This is a genomic window from Lysinibacillus sp. Ag94 (assembly GCF_023242215.1).
In the GTDB taxonomy this organism is placed as follows: Bacteria; Bacillota; Bacilli; order Bacillales_A; family Planococcaceae; genus Lysinibacillus.
On sequence record NZ_CP096780.1, the window covers coordinates 2,564,644 to 2,583,712 of the forward strand.

Below are 19,069 nucleotides of genomic sequence, written 5' to 3' on the forward strand. Positions count from 1 at the left end.
GATCGTAAAATTTCACCGGCTTTTTAGTTTAAAGATGGGTTTTGTCCCAGCCTCTTCAGTTTGAGGACAATTTTAAATTTCTTTGGGTTTGTCTACTACATTCTCATAATATCATCTGATATAACTAATAAAAACACTAAGACACTAGTGACGATTGCATATTTTTTTGCTTTTGGATCAGCATTGTTGAAGGTAACAATAATTGTCTGTAAGCTAAAAAAAACAACTGATGACCATAAGAGTGGTTCAATGATTAAACCAAATAAACCTTCTATTGCCACTAAAATAACCTTCTTTCGTTAGTTAAGATAATTAAAATGAAGAATCAACCCAGTAAGTGTCTTTGGCTACTCTTAAATATATACAATCTGTGCACTGATTTGCTCCTTCTTTAGGTCTTACCTTCGCTTTTATTTCACCAGATGCCGAATAAACTCTAGAGAGTTCGTCATAAGCTCCTTGATGGCTACAAAAATCTGCCATAAATCTCAGATCTACAGAAGGTATAAGCGTTCCAGCATACACTGTAACCCCTTTTGCGCAACTATATCCTGAACCGTTACTCCAAGTCCACCAGTGGTACCTTCAGATAAAGGTGTTATTAAATTGGTATCACTATCGATTGGTGGTTCAATTACATTGCCTTCCTCATCGTAAACACTGAAATCAACCCCAGCTACTGAACCATTTGAATATGTTGTGATTTGAGAATAAGGAGCTATTCAATGAAACTCTCATGAAGTGTTTCGGAATAGTTCGGATATTCATTTATCGTGTTTTGTTAATTTAGAGATTTTTCGGCTTTATGAAGGAACAATTTAGTTATATCCCAGCCCCTTTTAACAGATTTTTCATTTTGCAGCTATACTTATTGAAACTGCTCGACACTCACTTTCCAGAGCAAAAGAGCAGTCACGCTTAAATGAACATGACTGAATGTTTAATGTACTTAATTAAATATTACTGCCCGTTTGTCACTGTTGGGATACCACGTTGAAGAAGCCCGGCTAAACCAGATAATGTACGATGACCTGCCGCTTCCCCTCGTCGACCATAAGCAACGATTGAAGAAGTTGTCCCCATTTCAGCTGTACTTCTCCATAAACCTTCGCCAGATTCTCGTACCGCTTTATCGACTTTGTTAATAAAATCTGAATCTCCGTTATTAGCGAATGTATATAAATATCCTGTTGAATACGGATGATCATTAATTAGCCCTGTAAGGTTTAAAACCTCGTCACTAGTTGGCGTCTGAGTCCCAAAGAATGTTTTTGCAGCTGTGAAAGTAGATCCAGATAAAGTGGCTGGTGAGCCATTAGTTAATGGGACCATAGCCATCGGAGCATTTGATCTGTTAGTAAGCACATAATTTTTGTAATAATTGCTTAGCTGTATAGAAGAAGTAACTAGAGTCGATTCTGTAAGTGTATAAATATTATTTGTTGGAACAATGCCATGACCTAACCAAACAAGCGATGCACCTACATATGAATCATATCCTGATGAAACATACGGTGCTCGTAATTGTGCCCATGTAGTACCTTTAGCACCACCACCAATTGCAATCGAAACACAATCCGAATCAACAGCGTTACCAAAAGCGTTAATCAAATTAACTCCAGCATTAAAAATATTTGTATAAAGAGGATCATTTTCAACTTCAGTTTGAGAATGGTTAAGTACAACGTCATGATAGTAAGCTAAAGACCCTAACATCATATATGTAGTATTAACAACGCCATTAGCCACTTTAAAAGTTGATCCATCAGCTGTTGTGAATGAACGAACAGTTGGACTGGTTGTACCAAATGATCCCGGATCAGTCATAAGAGTTTTTCCGTGACCCGAATTTTGGCAGTGATATAATATTTTTTGATAGTGTCGAGTAAGTGCTGTATTGAAGTACGCTTGAGAATCTTCTGAACCATTTAAACCTAAATTATTATACGCATGTGTTGATTTACGAAGCATAGATAATGCTACTAACATAATTGGATAACCTGGATCAATTTCAACAACCCCAGCTTCCCAAGCTGTACTACCACTCGGAATTTCAATTGTGGCCTCCGTTTTAGTGTGAATAGGTGTTGTATAGAAGATATTTAAGTTATGAACAATTGCACTCATCACACGGCAAGAATCTGAATGATTTGGACCAATTTTGTCGTAAAGCATTGTCAAGAATTGAATTTGCCATCCCATGCGTTGTAAACCAACTCCTGGAACTGCTCGCCCTTCGAGAATTCGCCCCTGTGCAATTTGTGCTTCTCCAGCTCCCCTATAAGAAGAACCTTCTGGAAATTGTTCGTTAAAGAATTTTAAAGCTTCGTTTACTGTATTTAATACTGTCATTTTTTCACCTCATGTTTAATAGTTTCTAGTTAAAGTCACATAAATATGAGCCGGCCAAGTTTGTCATGCTGCAAACTAGTCTGCTAAGCGCAGGTCGGTCGTCAGTCTGTCTCCCCCCTATATAAAGGATATGACAAATACCAAGTAAGGTAAATATTTACATAACCTCCTACCCCCAATTATCTCTCATTTGTTTACTTAATGCACGAAGTAAACGTATGTAACATATAAACCGTTTGTACTTTTAACAATTATTCAAGAATCTCTTAAAATTTTCCCTTGAACCTCAAGTTACTTTAGGTTGTATGATTAAGCTATACTTTTGATAGGAGGAATTTTGATGAATAAGGATAGAAAGTTTTCAATTGGTGAATTTTCAGAAAAGACAGGATTGCCAATACCTACTTTGCATTACTATGATGAAATTGGTTTATTACAACCCGAAAAGAATCCTTCTTCTGGGCATCGCACTTACTATTTTCAAGATATTATTACTTTACAAAAAATTATAAGCCTAAAATTTCTAGGGTATCGTCTAGATAAAATAGCAATTTTGTTAAATGAGTCGCGTTTTAACGTTGATTTGAATGAAAGTTTATCACTTCATTTAAATGCTTTAGTAAGTGAAAAGGAAAAAATTGAACAATCCATACAAGCAATTAACAGAGTAATAAAGTTACTCGAAGAAGAAGGACAAGTAGATAGTACGATTTTATTTAGCCTTATTTACAATATGAAAGTAGAACATAAACATGAAGAATGGATGGAACGACATCGTTTAACAGACCTCTCAGAAGAACTTTCAATCAAATCAGAGGAAGATAAAATTATGTTGGATAAAACATTTATTCAATTTTCTAATGAAATGAAACAATTATATGGTAAACCTATAGATGACTTCAAAGTACAAGAGATGGTCAAAAACTATTTAGATTCCATTTTTTCATTTCTAGGTGACGATTTAATGCAAAAGTTAGCTAATACTAATTTGGAAGAACTGGATATTCAAGAACTTGAAAATATGACAACTTCTCCTTTCACTGAGGATGAACAAAAATGGTTTAATCAAGCACTAGATTTTTATATGAAGCAAGGAGAAATGGAATAAAAATCACAAATATTTCATGTTCTTTTCGTGGCTTTTCCTCAACTTTTATCGATTCAATTACATTTTACTGTTTATCCCGATTACTTACTTTGTTTAGGCATCGTTTCCACATTCATCTTTTACTGAATATTATAAGAACATAACTAATAAGTTGAGGTGAAATATGGATTTCAATCATTTACGTTATCTTGCAATAGGCGATTCCCTTACTGTAGGTATCGGGGTCCCGTTTTTAGACCCTGGATATGTTGAATATTATAGATATCTAAGCCAGCAAAGTTTAACAAAGCGTATTTCTTATCAAAAACATGCAAGGTCAGGGGCAACGACTGAGGATGTTTTAGCTATGCTTAATGTGCCGATTGTGAGGGAAGCTGTAAAGTGTGCAAATATTATCACGATAACAGCTGGAGGGAATGATTTAATAAACGCTGCTAAAGAATTTCTCATAAATAAAAACGAAGAATGTATATCTCATGCTATTAAGCAATCAGGGAAAAACATCTCAAAAATAGTAGAAAAAATTCATCATCAAGACAAACAAGAAAAATATATTTTACGGTTACAGAATTTATACAATCCATTTAACGATATTCCTATAGCAGATGAGGGTATTCGAGCGTTTAATGCATTAATTAACCGTTTTGGTCGGGAATTGAATGTAAAAGTAGCTGATATCTATAATGTATTTAAGGGAAACGAAAAAGCTTTACTATCATCAGGAGGCATTCATCCTAATAGTAGGGGATACTATCAAATGGCATTAGCTCTAAGTAAGCTCGGTTATTCCCCGTTATATAGCTAAGGGCTGAGTACAATCTAATCCTTTTTATTTTATGAGCTATTACTTATTATTTTTCTAGCAAGGGGCTGACAATCATTGTCAGCCTTTGAACCATATCAGAAATGGAAATGATGGAATTACAAATTCCTCAAATCACAACGCATTTACCTTATTCACATTTCTTCTGTCGTGTTTTTTTGACAAAAGATAAAATGATCGTTAGGGTTCCAAATATGTAGATGATCAGCACGGTATCCACGAAGCCATAAAACACCGTTAATTCGTCTAAGATAAAAACCTTTCGGAAAATTATCGTCTTCAGTTAGTTTTTCGGATGCTATTGTTATAGAGCCAGATGGAGCTTGTTGTTGCTGTAAAGAATCCTCTGAATAACCTTCAGTTTGATCCAAATACTCCATTCTTAGATAAGGTCCTAGCTCAAGCGGACACAATTTCAAACCAAGTTCCTCAGCTCTTTTAAAGATTCGATCCGAATTAGCTCCATCAGGAAAGCCAAGGTCTCCAACAGTTAGTTCAACCGTCTGAAGGCTGTACTTCTTATCAGAGGTGGTAAATTTATCAGCAGTAAACAACTTCTCTCCATACTCATTCATCAAGATAGAGTACTGTTTCAATTTCTGAATAAGCTGTGATTTAGAAAGGCCGCCAACTTCCACCGTTCTAGTGATAAATGAGCAATGTGGGTACATTTCGTTTTTTTCAATACGCAATTGTAGTCACTCCTATCAAATTTAGTAACTGTTAGAAAATACAATATAGAAGATTATATTTAATTATTCTACAATTACCAATAAATCTCCTTGTTTAACTAACCTGTGCTGTTAGTTGGTGGAAAGCTTCAACATCACAATCCCAATCACGTATGTAATGCGTTTTTTGCACTTCTACAATCTTTTGCTTGTATTTGCAATACTGTTTTTTTATTTTCATCTCTATGTCACAGGCTATTCACTATACAAACATAACTATCACATCATAATAATAGTAAGGTAAAGCTAATTTAGCCTTACACCTCCGAAGGTTTTACTAAGGGTCACTCCTATCCCAAGTGACCCTTTTTTATTTTCTTATCTCACAAAAAAATATTTTTTAATGCCTATAGCTATATGGTTTAACACCCCACTCCGTCTCTACAGCTTACATATAATAGATTGTAGAAAGGAGGGATATATATGGGATACTACGGCAACGTTGGTGGTATAAATAGTGGATGCTACTATGGTGGCGGATATGGTAGTGGTTCTTCATTTGCCTTAATTGTTGTTCTATTTATACTTCTAATTATTATCGGCGCTACTTTTTTGAATAGAGAGTATTAAAATTTCCGATTTAAGGGTCGCCTTCGCCTGGTGGCCCTTTTATAGTTACTTTACTCATAAGCATCCTATCGGATAGACTTCTGTCTAGAAACAGGATGGCTAATTATAAGATTGAAAATTAAATAATTACTATTCTTCATTCCACCTTCCTTTTTGTCCAAACAACTGTATTTGATATGAATAAAATATTGAATAGAAAGGAGGTGAATATAAATGGCATCATTTGAAATTGGAGCGAGAAGTCTTTTCAATTTTCGAAACGAACGCTTTTTCTTATTAGTTGAAGATGAAATTACAATTCCAGATCAAGGTGTGGAGATTGATCCCGTTAACATTTATGAGATTGACCAACAAACATTCAATTTTATCAGAGATGAAGGGGATACACCTGTGATTCGACCAGTTATTAAACTTCCAACTGTACCACCTGGATTTAAATTAGAACGAAAATGTATTTTTACAGTTGATAATGCATACTACGTAATTTATGATTTAGAAAATGGAACAGATAACAATGTTTTATTAAGAATCGGTGCAGCTTTATTTAACTCATTGAGAAATTCTGGTGTTCGTGAATGTGTACCACAAGATTTCATTAATTAATAAAATTAACTTGTCAGATGATAAAGTATTATATATTGAACAGAACTTTGATATTGACTGACATTGGGAATTTATAGAAAAACCTTAAAAATAATGAAGGCTCCACCTTTAACTTCTTCCCATATGTTCATTAATTTTTATTTCCCTTTTTACTTAGATAACTTATACTTCATAGTAAAAAAGGGACGATCATCAATGAACAATAGTTCAATATCAAAATTAAAAGCCTTAGCTAAAAAACTACAACAAAATTTATTTATACTTTATTTGTCCTATAAAGATCCCAGATCACCTTGGTATGCCAAGCTTGTGGCAATACTCGTAGTTGCTTATGCTTTTAGCCCTATAGATTTAATTCCAGATTTCATTCCTGTTCTAGGGTATCTTGATGATTTAATAATAGTACCTTTAGGAATTATCTTCGCTTTAAAACTAATTCCACCATATATAGTAGAGGACAATAAAGAAGCTGCAGAAAAGTTAAAACTATCTAAAAAACCAAAGAATTGGTTAGTTGGGATACTTTTTATTATTATCTGGGTTATCTTTGCTGCTTGGATTAGTAAAATTATTATTCAATATATTTAAAGAAATGTTCAGCAAGATTTTATCTTCCTTGCTGAACATTTTCTTTTTAAATATTCATTTGCCCAACATCGGAAATTTTCGGTTTCTAATTACCCGTAATCTTTGATCCTTGCTTTAAGAGGCTCAGCCGCTTTATCCGTTGTTTTTCTTCGTAATATACGACAATTTCGGTTCTTCGCTTAAGCTGTTTCGTTTATCTATCTCCCTTCCTACACCATCCCCCTAGTTCTTTTAGTTAATACCGCAATCTAGAAACATCTGGAAATAACTAAACAACTACTTAAAAAGTAAATCTACACCAACACCTTTTCATATAAATTGATTATAAATGCTCAATATTTTAGGATTCATAAGTTCGTCAGTGCCCTTGCTTAAACCTTCCACAATCTTTTTACTTCAACCAATTCTTGCCCATCGAATTCCATTCTGTATATGTCCGGCTTTGTTGTATGTAGTAAAAAGTCCAGATCGTATCTACTATCATAAAACCCCATCATTAAAGTCATAACAGCCCCATGTGTGCCGATTACTACTTTCTGTCCTTGATATGTCTTTAATAATTCTTTTAAAACTTTAATAGCACGTTGTTGGCAGGCAGCATTTGACTCGCCTCCCTCTATAGCATAGATTGGATCAGAAAACGACTTTTCTAATAAAGGGTATAATTCCTTGTCAGAGATCCGCTTGTCCCCAGCACTAAAAATTTGCTCTTTAAGATCTTCAAACACAATTACCTCTTTTGCTATTTGTTCAGCTACTTTCTGAACAGTTAAGATTGAACGACTATACGGACTTGAGATAACAGTATCGATACCCTCTTTTAGTAGAATATCAGTTATTCTTTGAGCGTCTAATCTACCTTTTTCAGTTAATTCTCTCGTTCTCTCATTTCCGTCTTTTGGTGAATCACCGTGTCGTACCATATATATAAATGTTTTCATAAATGCCCCCTGTACTGCTTCTTTTTTTGCCTAAACCACTTATATGACGATGCTAAAAATCCAGAACTTCTACCGTTCAACTTCTGATATCGGTAAGACTGTTGAATATTTAATTTCTCGTAAAGATAAGTTCGTTTGAATGCGGGATATGCCCAGTCTATTTAATTTTCTAATAAAGCAATCTAATTCTTTTCGATCCTTAATAACAACCTTTAAAAGATAATCATACTCTCCAGTTAAACAATGGCATTCTAATATTTCTGTCATTGTTTTTAAGGCATTTTCCAAAGCTTCTAATTCCTTAGCTTGATGAATATTTGTACTCATGAATACGTAGCACAGTAAATCGAATCCCAGTTTCTCTTGATTTAAAATAGCAACTTGTTTGTCAATAAATCCTTCACTTTCTAAACGTTTTATTCTCGTATGGGTTGCTGGTGGGGACAAATTCACCCGTCTCGCTATCTCCACATTACTTATTTGAACATCTCTCTGTAAAATATCCAGTATTTGAGTATCAACACTATCTAATAATTTTCCTTCAACATCTTTCATGCATTTTTCTCCCTTTTTTATATTCGAAATCCCAGCTTCATTCGGCGACTTTTTTTAATTTTTTTTTGAAAAATCCAGTTATTCTTAATGTTATTTTGTTTTTCATTCATCATACAAAATATTATACAGTTAAAAAGATAAAAATGTTATTATTCTTTTATCTAAAAATCTCAATTATACATACGGAAATCAAAGGAGAGATCGTGATTTGAAGAATGTCTATGTTTTATTAATGCTTTTAACTAGTTTACTTTGGGGAGGCAATTTTGTAGTTGCCAAATCTCTTGTTGATCATGCCTCTCCGTTAACATTGACGAGCTTAAGATGGCTCATTGCCGTCGCTGTGCTTCTTCCAACGGTGTGGTGGAAAGAAAAAAGATTACTTCCCTCTCGAGATGCCCTCCTCCCTTTATTGTTAATGGGTGTAACAGGTGTGGTATTGTTCAATATCTTTCAATTTTTAGCCTTAGAAAGAACGACGTCAACGAATGTTGGCTTCATATCTACATTAAATACAATTTCAATTGCGATTTTTTCAACTGTTTTCCTAAAGGAAAAGATTAATGTACTTCAAGCAATTGCAATGCTACTGTCACTGTTCGGTGTTCTTCTCGTCCTCTCAAAGGGAAATTTCAACCTATTATTGTCTTTTCATTTTAATTTGGGTGATTTATGGATGCTTGCAGCTGTATGTGTCTGGGGAATTTATTCTGTGTGTAATAAATGGGCAATGAAAACGACCTCGCCACTAATGGCAACATTGTATTCAGGAATATTTGGACTTCTAATCCTATTGCCGTTTAACCTTAGGGATTTTACCATTTCTAATGTTGATCATTCTTTTATACTATCACTTTTATATACGGGGTTTATCTCCACTGTCGTTTGTATGGTACTTTGGGGCATTGGTATTCAAAAGTTAGGGGCTACCACATCCGGTGTTTTCCTTAATTTCAATCCCATTTTCACTGCACTTCTAGCGTTTTTATTTTTAGGAGAGAGCATCTCATGGACGCAAGGAATTGGGGGATTGATAGTTATTATTGGATGCTTTTTATTTTCGTATTTTAAAGCAAAAACGAATCAATTAAAGAAATTCTTCTTCAAATCTAGGTCAATAAAACCCATTAACTAATCTTAGAGTAAAATGCTTCACTTAAGGTAGGCTGATTTCTCATAAGGGTCGCGTCATAAGTAATATAAAGTTAAGTATAAAAAGTTCCCGAACCTGATTTGGGAGCTTTTTTGTATCGAACAACCTTTATTGAGTAAAAACGTCTATTCTAAAAAATAGAGATAAAACTGAGGTGACATTATGCGATTTATTTTTAATAAGATAACACTTTTTAGCATAATTTTTTTATCATTTTGTTTAATAGTAATTGGATCTTTATTACAAATAATCCTTTTCCCTTTACAAGATATTAATTCTATAAGTAGTCAAGAGCTATTGGAATTTCAAAAAGAATATGCAATAAACTATCCCTTAGGACATGGGCTACTCAATCTAGGTGTATTTCTGATGATTTTAGTAATAATTCTATTCATGATAAAGTTAAAAATAAAATATAATAATCAAAATTCAGATTTTTAACGTTCCAAATTCATATAAAGGCGTAGAACGTAGTTAATACAAGGTTTTTTGGAATTTTGCAGAAAAACGCTGCTAATGCACTTTCTAAATAAAATCATATATACCATTTCTTAACTTGCAAAACGCATTATTATGAAGAGACCCATTTTGCAACAACCTTCCTATATAAACATGGATGTATCAACGGTTTCCTCCACTTCATGGGTGAAGAAAACCGTTCTTAGTCCGACCGTCTTTATTTCAGAGGAGGCTTGGACACCAGCTAAAAGAAATTAAAGTGAATTATATTTTTTCACTTCTAAAGGAATCGATATTATATATAAATCAATAGCATATGTAGTAATCGTAATCCCTTTACCTTCTTCAGTAAATTTTGCTTGAAGAAACCGCTCCGAAACTTTTCTTTTCCCCCATTTTTTAGGGAGCCATTCAAATCCTAAAAACATACTATTTATCACCTTAAAAGTATTTTATAAAACATAGACGACAATTTAAACTGCATCCCAATTGTTAGACCTGCTAACAAATCAGAATGTAGTTCACGCTAAATAATGCTCTTTTTTCTTTTGGTATTAATTTCATTGTAAAATAAGCGTTAATGATTTTCAAAAAAGAATTCAAAAGCTCGTCGGGTGTTCACTGTCTTGTCAAGATTATGCTTCAATTTATGTGGTAAATAGAATTCCTTTCCCCTCTGCCTTTGTCCATGGTTTATACTCTGAATAAAGTGTATTAAGTACGAATGCTGGGTATTGAACTATAACGGCTGAAAATAAAATATTCGAGGTGGAAGACGATGGAACATTGTTGTAGTGGCCTTAAAAATGAAAAGATTATTAGTTGTCCCTCTTGTAAAAATAAAGCTAAAAGTGTACAACTAATAACTATTAAATCAATGATGAAACCATCTGTATTAGGATCTATAAACGCTATGAATGATCATTATTTTTGTGCTACTAAAGATTGCCATGTCGTTTATTTTGATACGAGCAAAAAAGAGTATCTTCTATCTGATATTAAGATAGATGTACATCAAAAGAATGATTCATTAAGTACACCGGTTTGTTATTGTTTTGATTGGACTAAAGAAAAAATTAAACAACATGTTGAAAATGAACTTGCTCCTACTCCATTAGAACATATTCGAGCAAATATAAAAGAACAACGTTGTGGCTGTGAGGTAAATAACCCTCAAGGTAGTTGTTGTTTAGGGAATGTTACGAAATATATAAAAGGTCTAGCCTAATGAAAAATATAGCCCTTCATCATAACGTATAATTGATTTCCGTTCTAACTAGGTGCTTTTGCTTTGTAGCTGACGCTTCGCTTTCGCACAGAGCAAAGCTTCCTAGGGGCGTCCGATGAGCTGCTTCACTCGCGATGCTCGCTCCATGGTCTCGGGCCAGCACGATGTTGGCCACGAAGGCGTTATCACAGGATGTGATGTTTTTTACCTTCGTCCCTCTACCGCTAATCCCCAAAAAGTTGCCCAGTCTTCACTATAGTCAACTTATATACAAGACATCCGTAAACAAACGAAACTGATTCCTCTCCAAACAAAAAGCATATAGATACCACGATGAGTATTTGATTAGTTGTTTAGATGGTTCTACTTATCGATATTCAATTGCCATTAATAACTGTTTTCTAATTGCTTTTCTAAAGTGTAGTACATAATCTTGAAAGCTGTTATCCGCAAACCATGATGATAAGCCGATGACAATATCGGCATTTTTAAGTATCGTTTACTCATCTTTTCCCCAATTTTAGTAATTAGCTGATTAATATTATTTTCTGTCTGTTTACTATTCATACAAACCAATTAGTATAGTTTGCAATAGAGAGAAACTTTTTATCAAGTTTATAGTTGGCTAGAATCCCCCACCTTGACCTGGATAACTCACTATAGGAATTCCCGCTAAATTCAGTGCTTCAATATCGCGATAAATAGTTCGTTTCGACACTTCAAGCTTTCAACCAATTCTTGAGCTATCATTTTTTGATGATTCACTAATAAATTTAAAATACTAAACATGCGGTTTGATTTCATTTCTTCATCCTCTTTCAATGATTCTATTTTTCATTTATGCGTTATCTTTACCATTTTATTCAGTCTGAGCATTTTTCCAATAAGTGTTTGATCCATTACATTTTATAGTTGCATTTTTCGGTACCTGTTTCATTATAAGAAGAAGATTTAGTAAATCAACTGACGATCCCAGCGAGTTAAGTATAATCAGGAACTTTAATGTCGTTGTTAAAAGTCCAAATGCACTGAAAATTAGAGGGAAAATTATTGAAAGTATCATAAAAGGTGCAATCGTAATAAATACATATCTTGATTTTGAAATTTCTTCTTCCGTCATGACAAAACCACCGAACAGAGTAAGCCCTACAGCCGTTTTTTCTGATTTCATAAAATTAGGAATGAATATCAAATGAAGTAGTTCGTGAATGATTAATAGGCAGACGATCCCCAAAATAACGCTTAAGTTAATAGTTATTGATAATCCAGCAGAAGTAAATCCAAAATCTCTCAATGAAATACTAGAAAATAAAAGAAATTTTCATTGATAATAAAAATATTAATGAAGATACAAGAATTATTAACTATACAGATGAAATAGTTATCACAGAGGATTTTAATAATCCTGATTTAATTGAAGTTAAAAATTTCAAATTGGTAGGAAGAAGTTTATTTGGTAGTGAAAAAAAACCTAATAATTATGCTTTATTAATCCGATACAAATCAACAAAGAATAACTTAAAAATAAAATATCAATATAACAATAAGGAATATTATCAAGATTTAATTGAATAACAATAAATAACACTTTCTTTTTTGAGAACCTGTCACATTTTTGTGGAGTTTATAGGAAGAAAAAATAGCTGATTATTGAATACTATATTGAGAAGCTTTGGATTACTATTCATGCTATTCATGCGTCGGAAGCGGCCAGTTTGAGGGCTATATCTGATAGAGGACGTTTAGCTTTAGAATAGGGTTGTTTGAAAAATTATCTTCAACTTTTATTTAAAACTCCATTTTGACAAAAGATTGATCAAAATGGAGTTAATCTTTCTAACTAAGTATGAGTTTTTTATAAAAATTTTGATCATTTATGTTTAATATGGCTCCACTAGACCCTTGAATGTGCCTACTTCTATTTCATTCCTCTTTCCTAAATCGTATAAATCTTTGGCTTTCTTCTTTGAAAGTCGTTCTTCTGTACGATTCAATTCAAGCTGATTGTTGAGAAATCGTCCAACGTTGTTCTTCTAACCTTTTTTATTTTCAACATTTGATTGCCATTTTCTTAAAACTCATATGGAACTTTTAATTCTTCAACTGTATTTTAAATAAAATCTCCTCATTGTCCAACGTATAATGATCAATCTTTTATATAAATAATCAATTTTTAAATTAAGAAAAAGGAGTTGTCCAAACAATTCAATGGTCTTCAAGTAAAGCACCCCGTTCATTTAAGTACAATCCTTCACAAACATTGTATTGTCAATTGGAGGACAGTTCAATTTAGCTAGCTGTTTCACTATATATTATTTATATTATAAATTAATTCTTATATTTTTACTCGGGTTTAAAATTGTAGAGTTTTCCTTGTTCAATACATCACTCGTAATACTCGTAATAATATTTATCGTATTAATTTCACTAAATGGAACCTCTAAATTTGGAATTTGAATATAATTCTCATCGACTACTTTATTTTTGAGGGTTATCGAATCAAATGATGGAAAATAGAAATCCTTCGATTTAATTTGAGTTTTATTATTCATTGTAAGTGTATCAGCAGGGTAGAAAACTATATCTTTATCGGTTGTATTTTCAACTTTATAATATATTTCAATAAAATTTAATTCATCATTTAGATCTTTCCCATGATTCTCTTTGAATTTTCTTACAGTAAACTCAGGTAAATTTGTCCATTGTACAAATTTGATGGATTTAATAGTAAATTTAATAGCACCCATATCATAGGTCTTGTCTATCTGTTTAATATTAACTAATGTAGCTTTAATACCATTAAGTACAGTATGCCACTGACCTACTTCTGTAAGTGGACCGTTTGTTGGTTCGCTATTTTTGACACTTAATTGGACCACCTCTGTTTTCCCTTTTTCTTCATTTAATTCCGTATGTTCATTCATCGCGTTAGTCGGTTTATCTACACGTGCATTTACTAAAGATATAGATGAGACAGCGATTAAAGTAGCAACGCCAAATACAGACCAACGATAAGAGTTTTTGAATTTTTTTATCATAAGGATCCTCCTTTTCAAAGTTTTTTTATTTCTACTTAAGTTTGCTAAACTTGGTATTTGATAAAAATTTGAGTAGTGTTCTAAAAGGCTAATAATAGTATGACCGTATGCAAGTTGCTCCTCTGAATTTATATATGTAAGAGCTAATGAATCACAGGCTAATTCCTGATCTTCTCTCATACATGAGTAGGCATACCAAAGAATAGGATTAAACCAATTTAGAATGAGTAAGCCATACATAAGCCAATTCATCCCAACATCTCTTCGTTTGATGTGGGCTAATTCGTGAAGAAAAATGTATCGTAGCTGTTGCTCATTTAATACTTTCGAGTGTACGCCTGACAATAACACCTTTGGCCTAATAAATCCGACTACAGTTGGACTTAAAATATTGCCAGCAAAAAAAAGTGGGATTTTCTGTTGAACAGACATAGATTTTTTACAATTCTCAAAGATTGTGACAATCCTCTGATCTGTAATCATAGGCTGTTTTTTTATGAAGTGGAGTAAACGCCTATTTATAATGATAGTAGTAAAGCCCAAAATAATAACCCCAGTAAGCCAAATGTATATAAGGATTGTATAAAAAGAAAAAGTCACATCATTTTGGTTTGCACTATTGCGACTTTGTTTCTTATTTTCCTTAGCTACTTGGGTTGAACCAGCTACAAAGGAATCCTCTTTAGCAACTTTTGAATAGTCTATATTTGTCGATTCTTTCATATGTTCTTTTGAAGAATAAAAACTTGTAACAGCAGTCCCATTACCGTTTGAAAAGATAGAATAGATACTGTAGGTACTACTAAAAGACCATGGCAATAAAAGTCTTACAATTAATATCATCCAAAGTAGATATTGCCATCGTGGATTTAACTGATTTCTAAACAAAAGTTTTACACATAAGATTAGAACAACTAGAATACTTGCCATAATTGAGGTTTCTATCAACCAATTAAAAAAGTGAGGTAGATAGACGTTTATAAACATATCCATCATTAATAGCTTTCCTTCCTCTGATTTTCCTCAGTCTTCTCATCCAAAATACGTTTAAGTTCGTTAATATCTTCTGAAGACAACTTTTCTTCTTTTAAGAAGTTCACAAGTAGAGGTTTAAATGCTGCGCCATAGAAACGTTTAAGTAATGATTCTGTTTCTACTTGAAGATACTTATCTTGTGACACTAAAGGAAAATATGCATATATACGCCCTGTATCTTGACGGTAAGAAATGGCTTCTTTTTGGACTAATCGAGTAATAAGTGTTCGAATTGTCTTCGGTTTCCAATCCGTTGTTGACTCTAATACTTTAATTACTTCATTTGCTGTTTGCGGGGATTTTGACCAAAGAACTTTCATAACTTCCAATTCAGCTTCGGATATCTTAGGTAATTCTTTCATAATATAAAACTCACCTCCTTGTATTACAAATGTAATCCATGTACAAATATTACATTTGTAATCAACAATTGTCAATCTTATTTAAATTTTTAAACAGAACGCTCATGCATTAAAAGAACATAGCATCACATAAAGTATGGCTTTATTAAATGAAATAATACCCATTAAAATTGTTCCTTTAGCATTAATCTGCTCCGTTAGCACAAGAGGTGATTGTTCTAATCGAACAATCACCTCTTAACTTACATGTATGTATTGACAAAATTAAACAACCAGTCGCCGGTTCAATACCGTCAACTGGCTGTAAAATAAGGTGTTTTCTTACTGTCTCAAAATGGTACTCAGTGCCGTGAATACCTAGACTTTTTTATGCGTGTTCGTCTGTTAACCATGACATTACTAGTTTACCACATAATTCTAAACAATTTCTGAACAAATCATGAAATTTTTGGTTATTCAGCCATTTAAGTACCAGATTCAAAATCATTGTTCACTTTTCTTATGTTTGAATTCCTCAACCATACTTGAAAGTTTTATGAGCGTTTTCCAATTACGTACAGTTGCTGGAATTTCAAGCTTTTTCAGATGATTACCGAGTTTGGAGTTTCGAATGCTGTCATAAAATAATAGATACACATTTCTTCCATCAATGACACTAAGTTCTCTTTCGTTTGCATAGGATAAAAAAATGTCGCTATTGACCTTCGAAGGAGCTGCCGGCAACAAAGCAACATGCAAGCATTCCCCCTTACAGGATTGCTCCGCTTCTGAAATCTCCTGATTTGAAAAAGGGGATTGATTTACAATCTGTTGTATTTCATCTGCTGTCCTAATGACAACAGCACTAGAGATCCCAAAATCCTCTTTAATTTTTTCGTGAATTTTCGTTTGCAAAAGCTCCTCATTTTCCTCTGATTCAAAAAGGATGTTTCCACTTTGGATATATGTCTTCACATTATGTAATCCTAGTTGCTCAAGAGAACTTCTTAATTCTGCCATGATTATTTTATTGTGCCCGCCTACATTAATTCCTCTAAGTAGTGCAATATATATTGACATACAAACCTACCTTTCCATTTAATTTATTTACTAATAATAGTTACATCCTTATATTGCTTCAATGGCTTATCCTCTAGAAAATCAATAATCATTTCATTAAAAATATCTCGGCGCATCGTACTTAAAGGGTCGAATGCATTTTTGAATAATGCTAGTTTTGCATTATGAATATGGTTAAAAATAGTTTGGGATCCTTTCCTTTCATCAACGCCTGTTAAAACTTTTCCTTCGCCACCCATTACAAGCGTAGATGACTTTATCTGATGCAATTGATCAGTATGAGTTGGAAATGGTGCTTTTTTCATTGCAAGCAACATCTTCTTATCAATCGAAAAAGACTCTCTTAATATCCGTTGTCTACTTTACGAATTAAAGAAATATGAACACCTTGTCGAACGGACAATGATGCTTATACCTTTGCTTATTTGCAAGTCATTCACCATGTCATCAAGTGATCTTGGAGCACCTGATATCAACAAGTATCCCCATACCTTACCTAGTGACCTTGCACCACCTGCGGACTCAATATAAGTACCAAATCCTTAATTAATACCTTTTGCTCTCGTTTAATAGTATGCTTTTCATAGTACACCTCGTATTGTTCAGTATTGTTAATATATTAAACATACTAAATGCAATTTGTATATTAGAGGTATTATCACCAAAAGAAAAGACACCCATCAAATGAGTGCCCTTATACATTTTTTCTTATCTATACGTATCATGTTGTTATGATGCTTTATAATTTGTTCTACACTAAAAACATCACTACCCGCTGTTGAATGACCATCACCAACTAACGTGACATCGAAACCACTAATAGTCGCAGTTCTTACGGCGCTATCTATACAGTGCTGCGTCGAGCAGCCCATTACAACTACATGTTTAATTTCTTGAGATTGAAAATGATTTAACAGTTCAGTCCCATGGAAACAATTCGTTGCTTTTTTATCGAATACCCTTGCTTCATTAGGAACATTAATGCCATTATGAATAGCAAATCCTTTCGCTTTACCTTCAGCAACATCGAGATCCCTTACAAAGACGACTGGAACACTGGATTTTCTTGCTTTATCGATGACTAAATTGATATTTCTAATAAGCTGTTCCTTCTTAAAAACAGCCCTTTCATTCTCATTACCATCCATTAATTGTTGCTGCGCATCAATAATAAGTAGAGCTTGATTCAAATCATTTTCCCCTTTCAATTTGAGGAAACACGATATAATTATTAATTAGACGATTTCCCCTTTTTGTTTATCACGGCGCTAACATATTTTTTGTTCATACTATCTACCCCCTAAAGCCTAATTGTCATTTAAGACTAATTAATTTTATCATATTTTCCCACAAAAGGTATCATATAGGTAAAATTAACATTTCAAGCTCATCGCAATCATGGCTGATTTTCGTTTTGACTTATTGACATGACATACGTTTTTAAAAATGTCATCGCCAACTTTTGATGCAACCACAATTTATTAAATTTTAACACTATTACATTGCTTAAGTATATAATCCATACATTGAATAGTGTCATCAATGCGTTGTTTTTTCGAATGACAATAACGAATAGTGGAGCCTTCTCGAATACTAATGGCTTCGTTAATAATATTATGAAATTCTTCTGGTAAATGATGTATTGCATATTTACAAGCATCTACTTTTGAAACAATATCTTGTTCTTGCAGTGTGTAAAATTGCCGTAAAACCCCTGTTATTGACCACTCTACTTCTAAGTCAACTAATTTATTTGGAATTAAAAATGCTTTATATTTTTTAATTTTTTTTAATCTATTCGACCAATAGCTGTTCATATTTCCTAGTACATACTCACCAAGCACGCTCTCATCTACATTAAAGCTGTATGTAGTTACATCCGGTCCTAAAATTGTTATACCTTTATTTTTTAAAATCCACCAAGTAATTGGGTTAATATGATCATTTCCCCAATTTGTTTTGCCTTCGTTGACGTTTAAACAGCCTTTTACTTCACTCTGTTTCTTGCCAATATCCTCAACAAGTAAATAACATCCATCCATACCTGTATCCTTGTATTGTCGATTTAATTCTTTGTGAAGATTGGCTATTACTTTCGCATCTTCTTCGGTTAAGGATCTATTAACAACTGCAATAAAGTCGATATCACTACAACCGTTTATGTAAGCATCCAGAGCAATTGAACCATGTAAATAGAAACCTTCAAGGATATTTGGTAGTTTATTTTGAAATAGGGTTATATATTCATTTAATATTTTTCGAACTTGCATAGGAACTCTAGAATCCATAAAAACTCTCCTTTTAATCAGATAATACTTATATTACCAAAACGAAAGTATTTTTCCCATTATTGATAATAATAAGTTTATTGCTAAAGATAAGAAATACAATTTGTAGAAATGTATACCTTAATACGTTGATTGGAGACGTGGCGACTCCTTAGGGATTATCGATAGAGTAACGA

General features: G+C 33.1%; 20 protein-coding genes and 2 pseudogenes. 7 read left to right on the forward strand and 15 right to left on the reverse strand.

What is annotated here, in order from left to right; all coding sequences use genetic code 11:
- Positions 1–95 precede the first annotated feature (95 nt).
- Together MY533_RS11810 and MY533_RS11815 are read right to left on the reverse strand one after the other, a co-directional pair.
- Positions 96–281 (reverse strand): hypothetical protein, encoded by a 186-nt coding sequence (locus MY533_RS11810; RefSeq protein WP_248716104.1) that lies wholly within the window; start codon positions 279–281, stop codon positions 96–98.
- A gap of 679 nt (positions 282–960) precedes the next feature.
- Positions 961–2,352, reverse strand: coding sequence for a hypothetical protein (locus tag MY533_RS11815; RefSeq protein WP_248716105.1), 1,392 nt, complete (start codon positions 2,350–2,352; stop codon positions 961–963).
- A 340-nt stretch (positions 2,353–2,692) separates the two neighbouring features.
- Between MY533_RS11815 and MY533_RS11820 the strand changes: the two genes are divergently transcribed.
- Entirely contained in the window at positions 2,693–3,460 is a 768-nt protein-coding gene (locus MY533_RS11820) for a MerR family transcriptional regulator (RefSeq protein ID WP_248716106.1), read from the forward strand.
- Positions 3,461–3,623: 163 nt separating this feature from the next.
- Positions 3,624–4,265, forward strand: a complete 642-nt coding sequence (locus MY533_RS11825) for a GDSL-type esterase/lipase family protein (RefSeq protein ID WP_248716107.1) — start codon at positions 3,624–3,626, stop codon at positions 4,263–4,265.
- Positions 4,266–4,417: 152 nt separating this feature from the next.
- Here MY533_RS11825 and MY533_RS11830 read toward each other — a convergent pair whose 3' ends face one another.
- Entirely contained in the window at positions 4,418–4,954 is a 537-nt protein-coding gene (locus MY533_RS11830; protein WP_248719199.1) for a helicase, read from the reverse strand.
- A 483-nt stretch (positions 4,955–5,437) separates the two neighbouring features.
- Between MY533_RS11830 and MY533_RS11835 the strand changes: the two genes are divergently transcribed.
- The 3 genes from MY533_RS11835 (at position 5,438) to MY533_RS11845 (ending at position 6,775) form a co-directional block, all read left to right on the forward strand.
- Entirely contained in the window at positions 5,438–5,584 is a 147-nt protein-coding gene (locus MY533_RS11835) for a YjcZ family sporulation protein (protein ID WP_132360854.1), read from the forward strand.
- A gap of 213 nt (positions 5,585–5,797) precedes the next feature.
- Positions 5,798–6,187 carry a spore coat protein gene (locus MY533_RS11840; RefSeq protein WP_132360856.1) on the forward strand — a complete coding sequence of 130 codons (390 nt, stop codon included), beginning with the start codon at positions 5,798–5,800 and terminating at the stop codon, positions 6,185–6,187.
- A gap of 195 nt (positions 6,188–6,382) precedes the next feature.
- A complete protein-coding gene (locus MY533_RS11845) occupies positions 6,383–6,775 on the forward strand; it encodes a YkvA family protein (protein WP_248716108.1) in 393 nt (130 codons plus the stop codon).
- Positions 6,776–7,146: 371 nt separating this feature from the next.
- On the opposite strand, the gene MY533_RS11850 is transcribed toward MY533_RS11845, so the two are convergent.
- Positions 7,147–7,716, reverse strand: coding sequence for a histidine phosphatase family protein (locus tag MY533_RS11850; protein WP_248716109.1), 570 nt, complete (start codon positions 7,714–7,716; stop codon positions 7,147–7,149).
- A gap of 69 nt (positions 7,717–7,785) precedes the next feature.
- Entirely contained in the window at positions 7,786–8,271 is a 486-nt protein-coding gene (locus tag MY533_RS11855) for an Lrp/AsnC family transcriptional regulator (protein WP_248716110.1), read from the reverse strand.
- A gap of 208 nt (positions 8,272–8,479) precedes the next feature.
- Here MY533_RS11855 and MY533_RS11860 point away from each other — a divergent pair, with 208 nt between their 5' ends.
- Entirely contained in the window at positions 8,480–9,406 is a 927-nt protein-coding gene (locus MY533_RS11860) for a DMT family transporter (protein ID WP_371873246.1), read from the forward strand.
- A gap of 731 nt (positions 9,407–10,137) precedes the next feature.
- Here the strand turns inward: MY533_RS11860 and MY533_RS11865 are convergent.
- Positions 10,138–10,311: a hypothetical protein gene (locus MY533_RS11865; RefSeq protein ID WP_185903505.1), complete on the reverse strand. Its 174-nt coding sequence runs from the start codon at positions 10,309–10,311 to the stop codon at positions 10,138–10,140.
- Positions 10,312–10,661: 350 nt separating this feature from the next.
- Here MY533_RS11865 and MY533_RS11870 point away from each other — a divergent pair, with 350 nt between their 5' ends.
- On the forward strand, positions 10,662–11,111 hold the full coding sequence (locus tag MY533_RS11870) for a putative iron-sulfur cluster-binding metallochaperone (RefSeq protein WP_248716111.1): 450 nt from the start codon (positions 10,662–10,664) through the stop codon (positions 11,109–11,111).
- 625 nt (positions 11,112–11,736) lie between these two features.
- On the opposite strand, the gene MY533_RS22310 is transcribed toward MY533_RS11870, so the two are convergent.
- From MY533_RS22310 to MY533_RS11910, 9 genes and pseudogenes are all read right to left on the reverse strand, one after another.
- A complete protein-coding gene (locus MY533_RS22310; RefSeq protein ID WP_371873247.1) occupies positions 11,737–11,829 on the reverse strand; it encodes an HTH domain-containing protein in 93 nt (30 codons plus the stop codon).
- Between the two features lie 141 nt (positions 11,830–11,970).
- Positions 11,971–12,405, reverse strand: coding sequence for a DUF3267 domain-containing protein (locus MY533_RS11875; RefSeq protein WP_371873248.1), 435 nt, complete (start codon positions 12,403–12,405; stop codon positions 11,971–11,973).
- A gap of 595 nt (positions 12,406–13,000) precedes the next feature.
- A pseudogene (locus MY533_RS11880) lies at positions 13,001–13,105 on the reverse strand (cell filamentation protein Fic); the annotation flags it as partial.
- Between the two features lie 1,004 nt (positions 13,106–14,109).
- Positions 14,110–15,145, reverse strand: a pseudogene (locus MY533_RS22315) (M56 family metallopeptidase); the annotation flags it as partial.
- Entirely contained in the window at positions 15,145–15,549 is a 405-nt protein-coding gene (locus MY533_RS11890) for a BlaI/MecI/CopY family transcriptional regulator (RefSeq protein ID WP_371873349.1), read from the reverse strand. The gene MY533_RS11890 and the pseudogene MY533_RS22315, both read right to left, overlap by 1 nt.
- A gap of 480 nt (positions 15,550–16,029) precedes the next feature.
- Positions 16,030–16,605, reverse strand: coding sequence for a DUF1697 domain-containing protein (locus MY533_RS11895; RefSeq protein WP_132360896.1), 576 nt, complete (start codon positions 16,603–16,605; stop codon positions 16,030–16,032).
- Positions 16,606–16,628: 23 nt separating this feature from the next.
- Entirely contained in the window at positions 16,629–16,910 is a 282-nt protein-coding gene (locus MY533_RS11900; RefSeq protein ID WP_248716114.1) for a hypothetical protein, read from the reverse strand.
- 375 nt (positions 16,911–17,285) lie between these two features.
- A complete protein-coding gene (locus MY533_RS11905) occupies positions 17,286–17,795 on the reverse strand; it encodes an isochorismatase family protein (RefSeq protein ID WP_248716115.1) in 510 nt (169 codons plus the stop codon).
- 291 nt (positions 17,796–18,086) lie between these two features.
- Positions 18,087–18,893 carry an aminoglycoside adenylyltransferase domain-containing protein gene (locus MY533_RS11910; protein WP_248716116.1) on the reverse strand — a complete coding sequence of 269 codons (807 nt, stop codon included), beginning with the start codon at positions 18,891–18,893 and terminating at the stop codon, positions 18,087–18,089.
- Between the last annotated feature and the right edge of the window lie 176 nt (positions 18,894–19,069).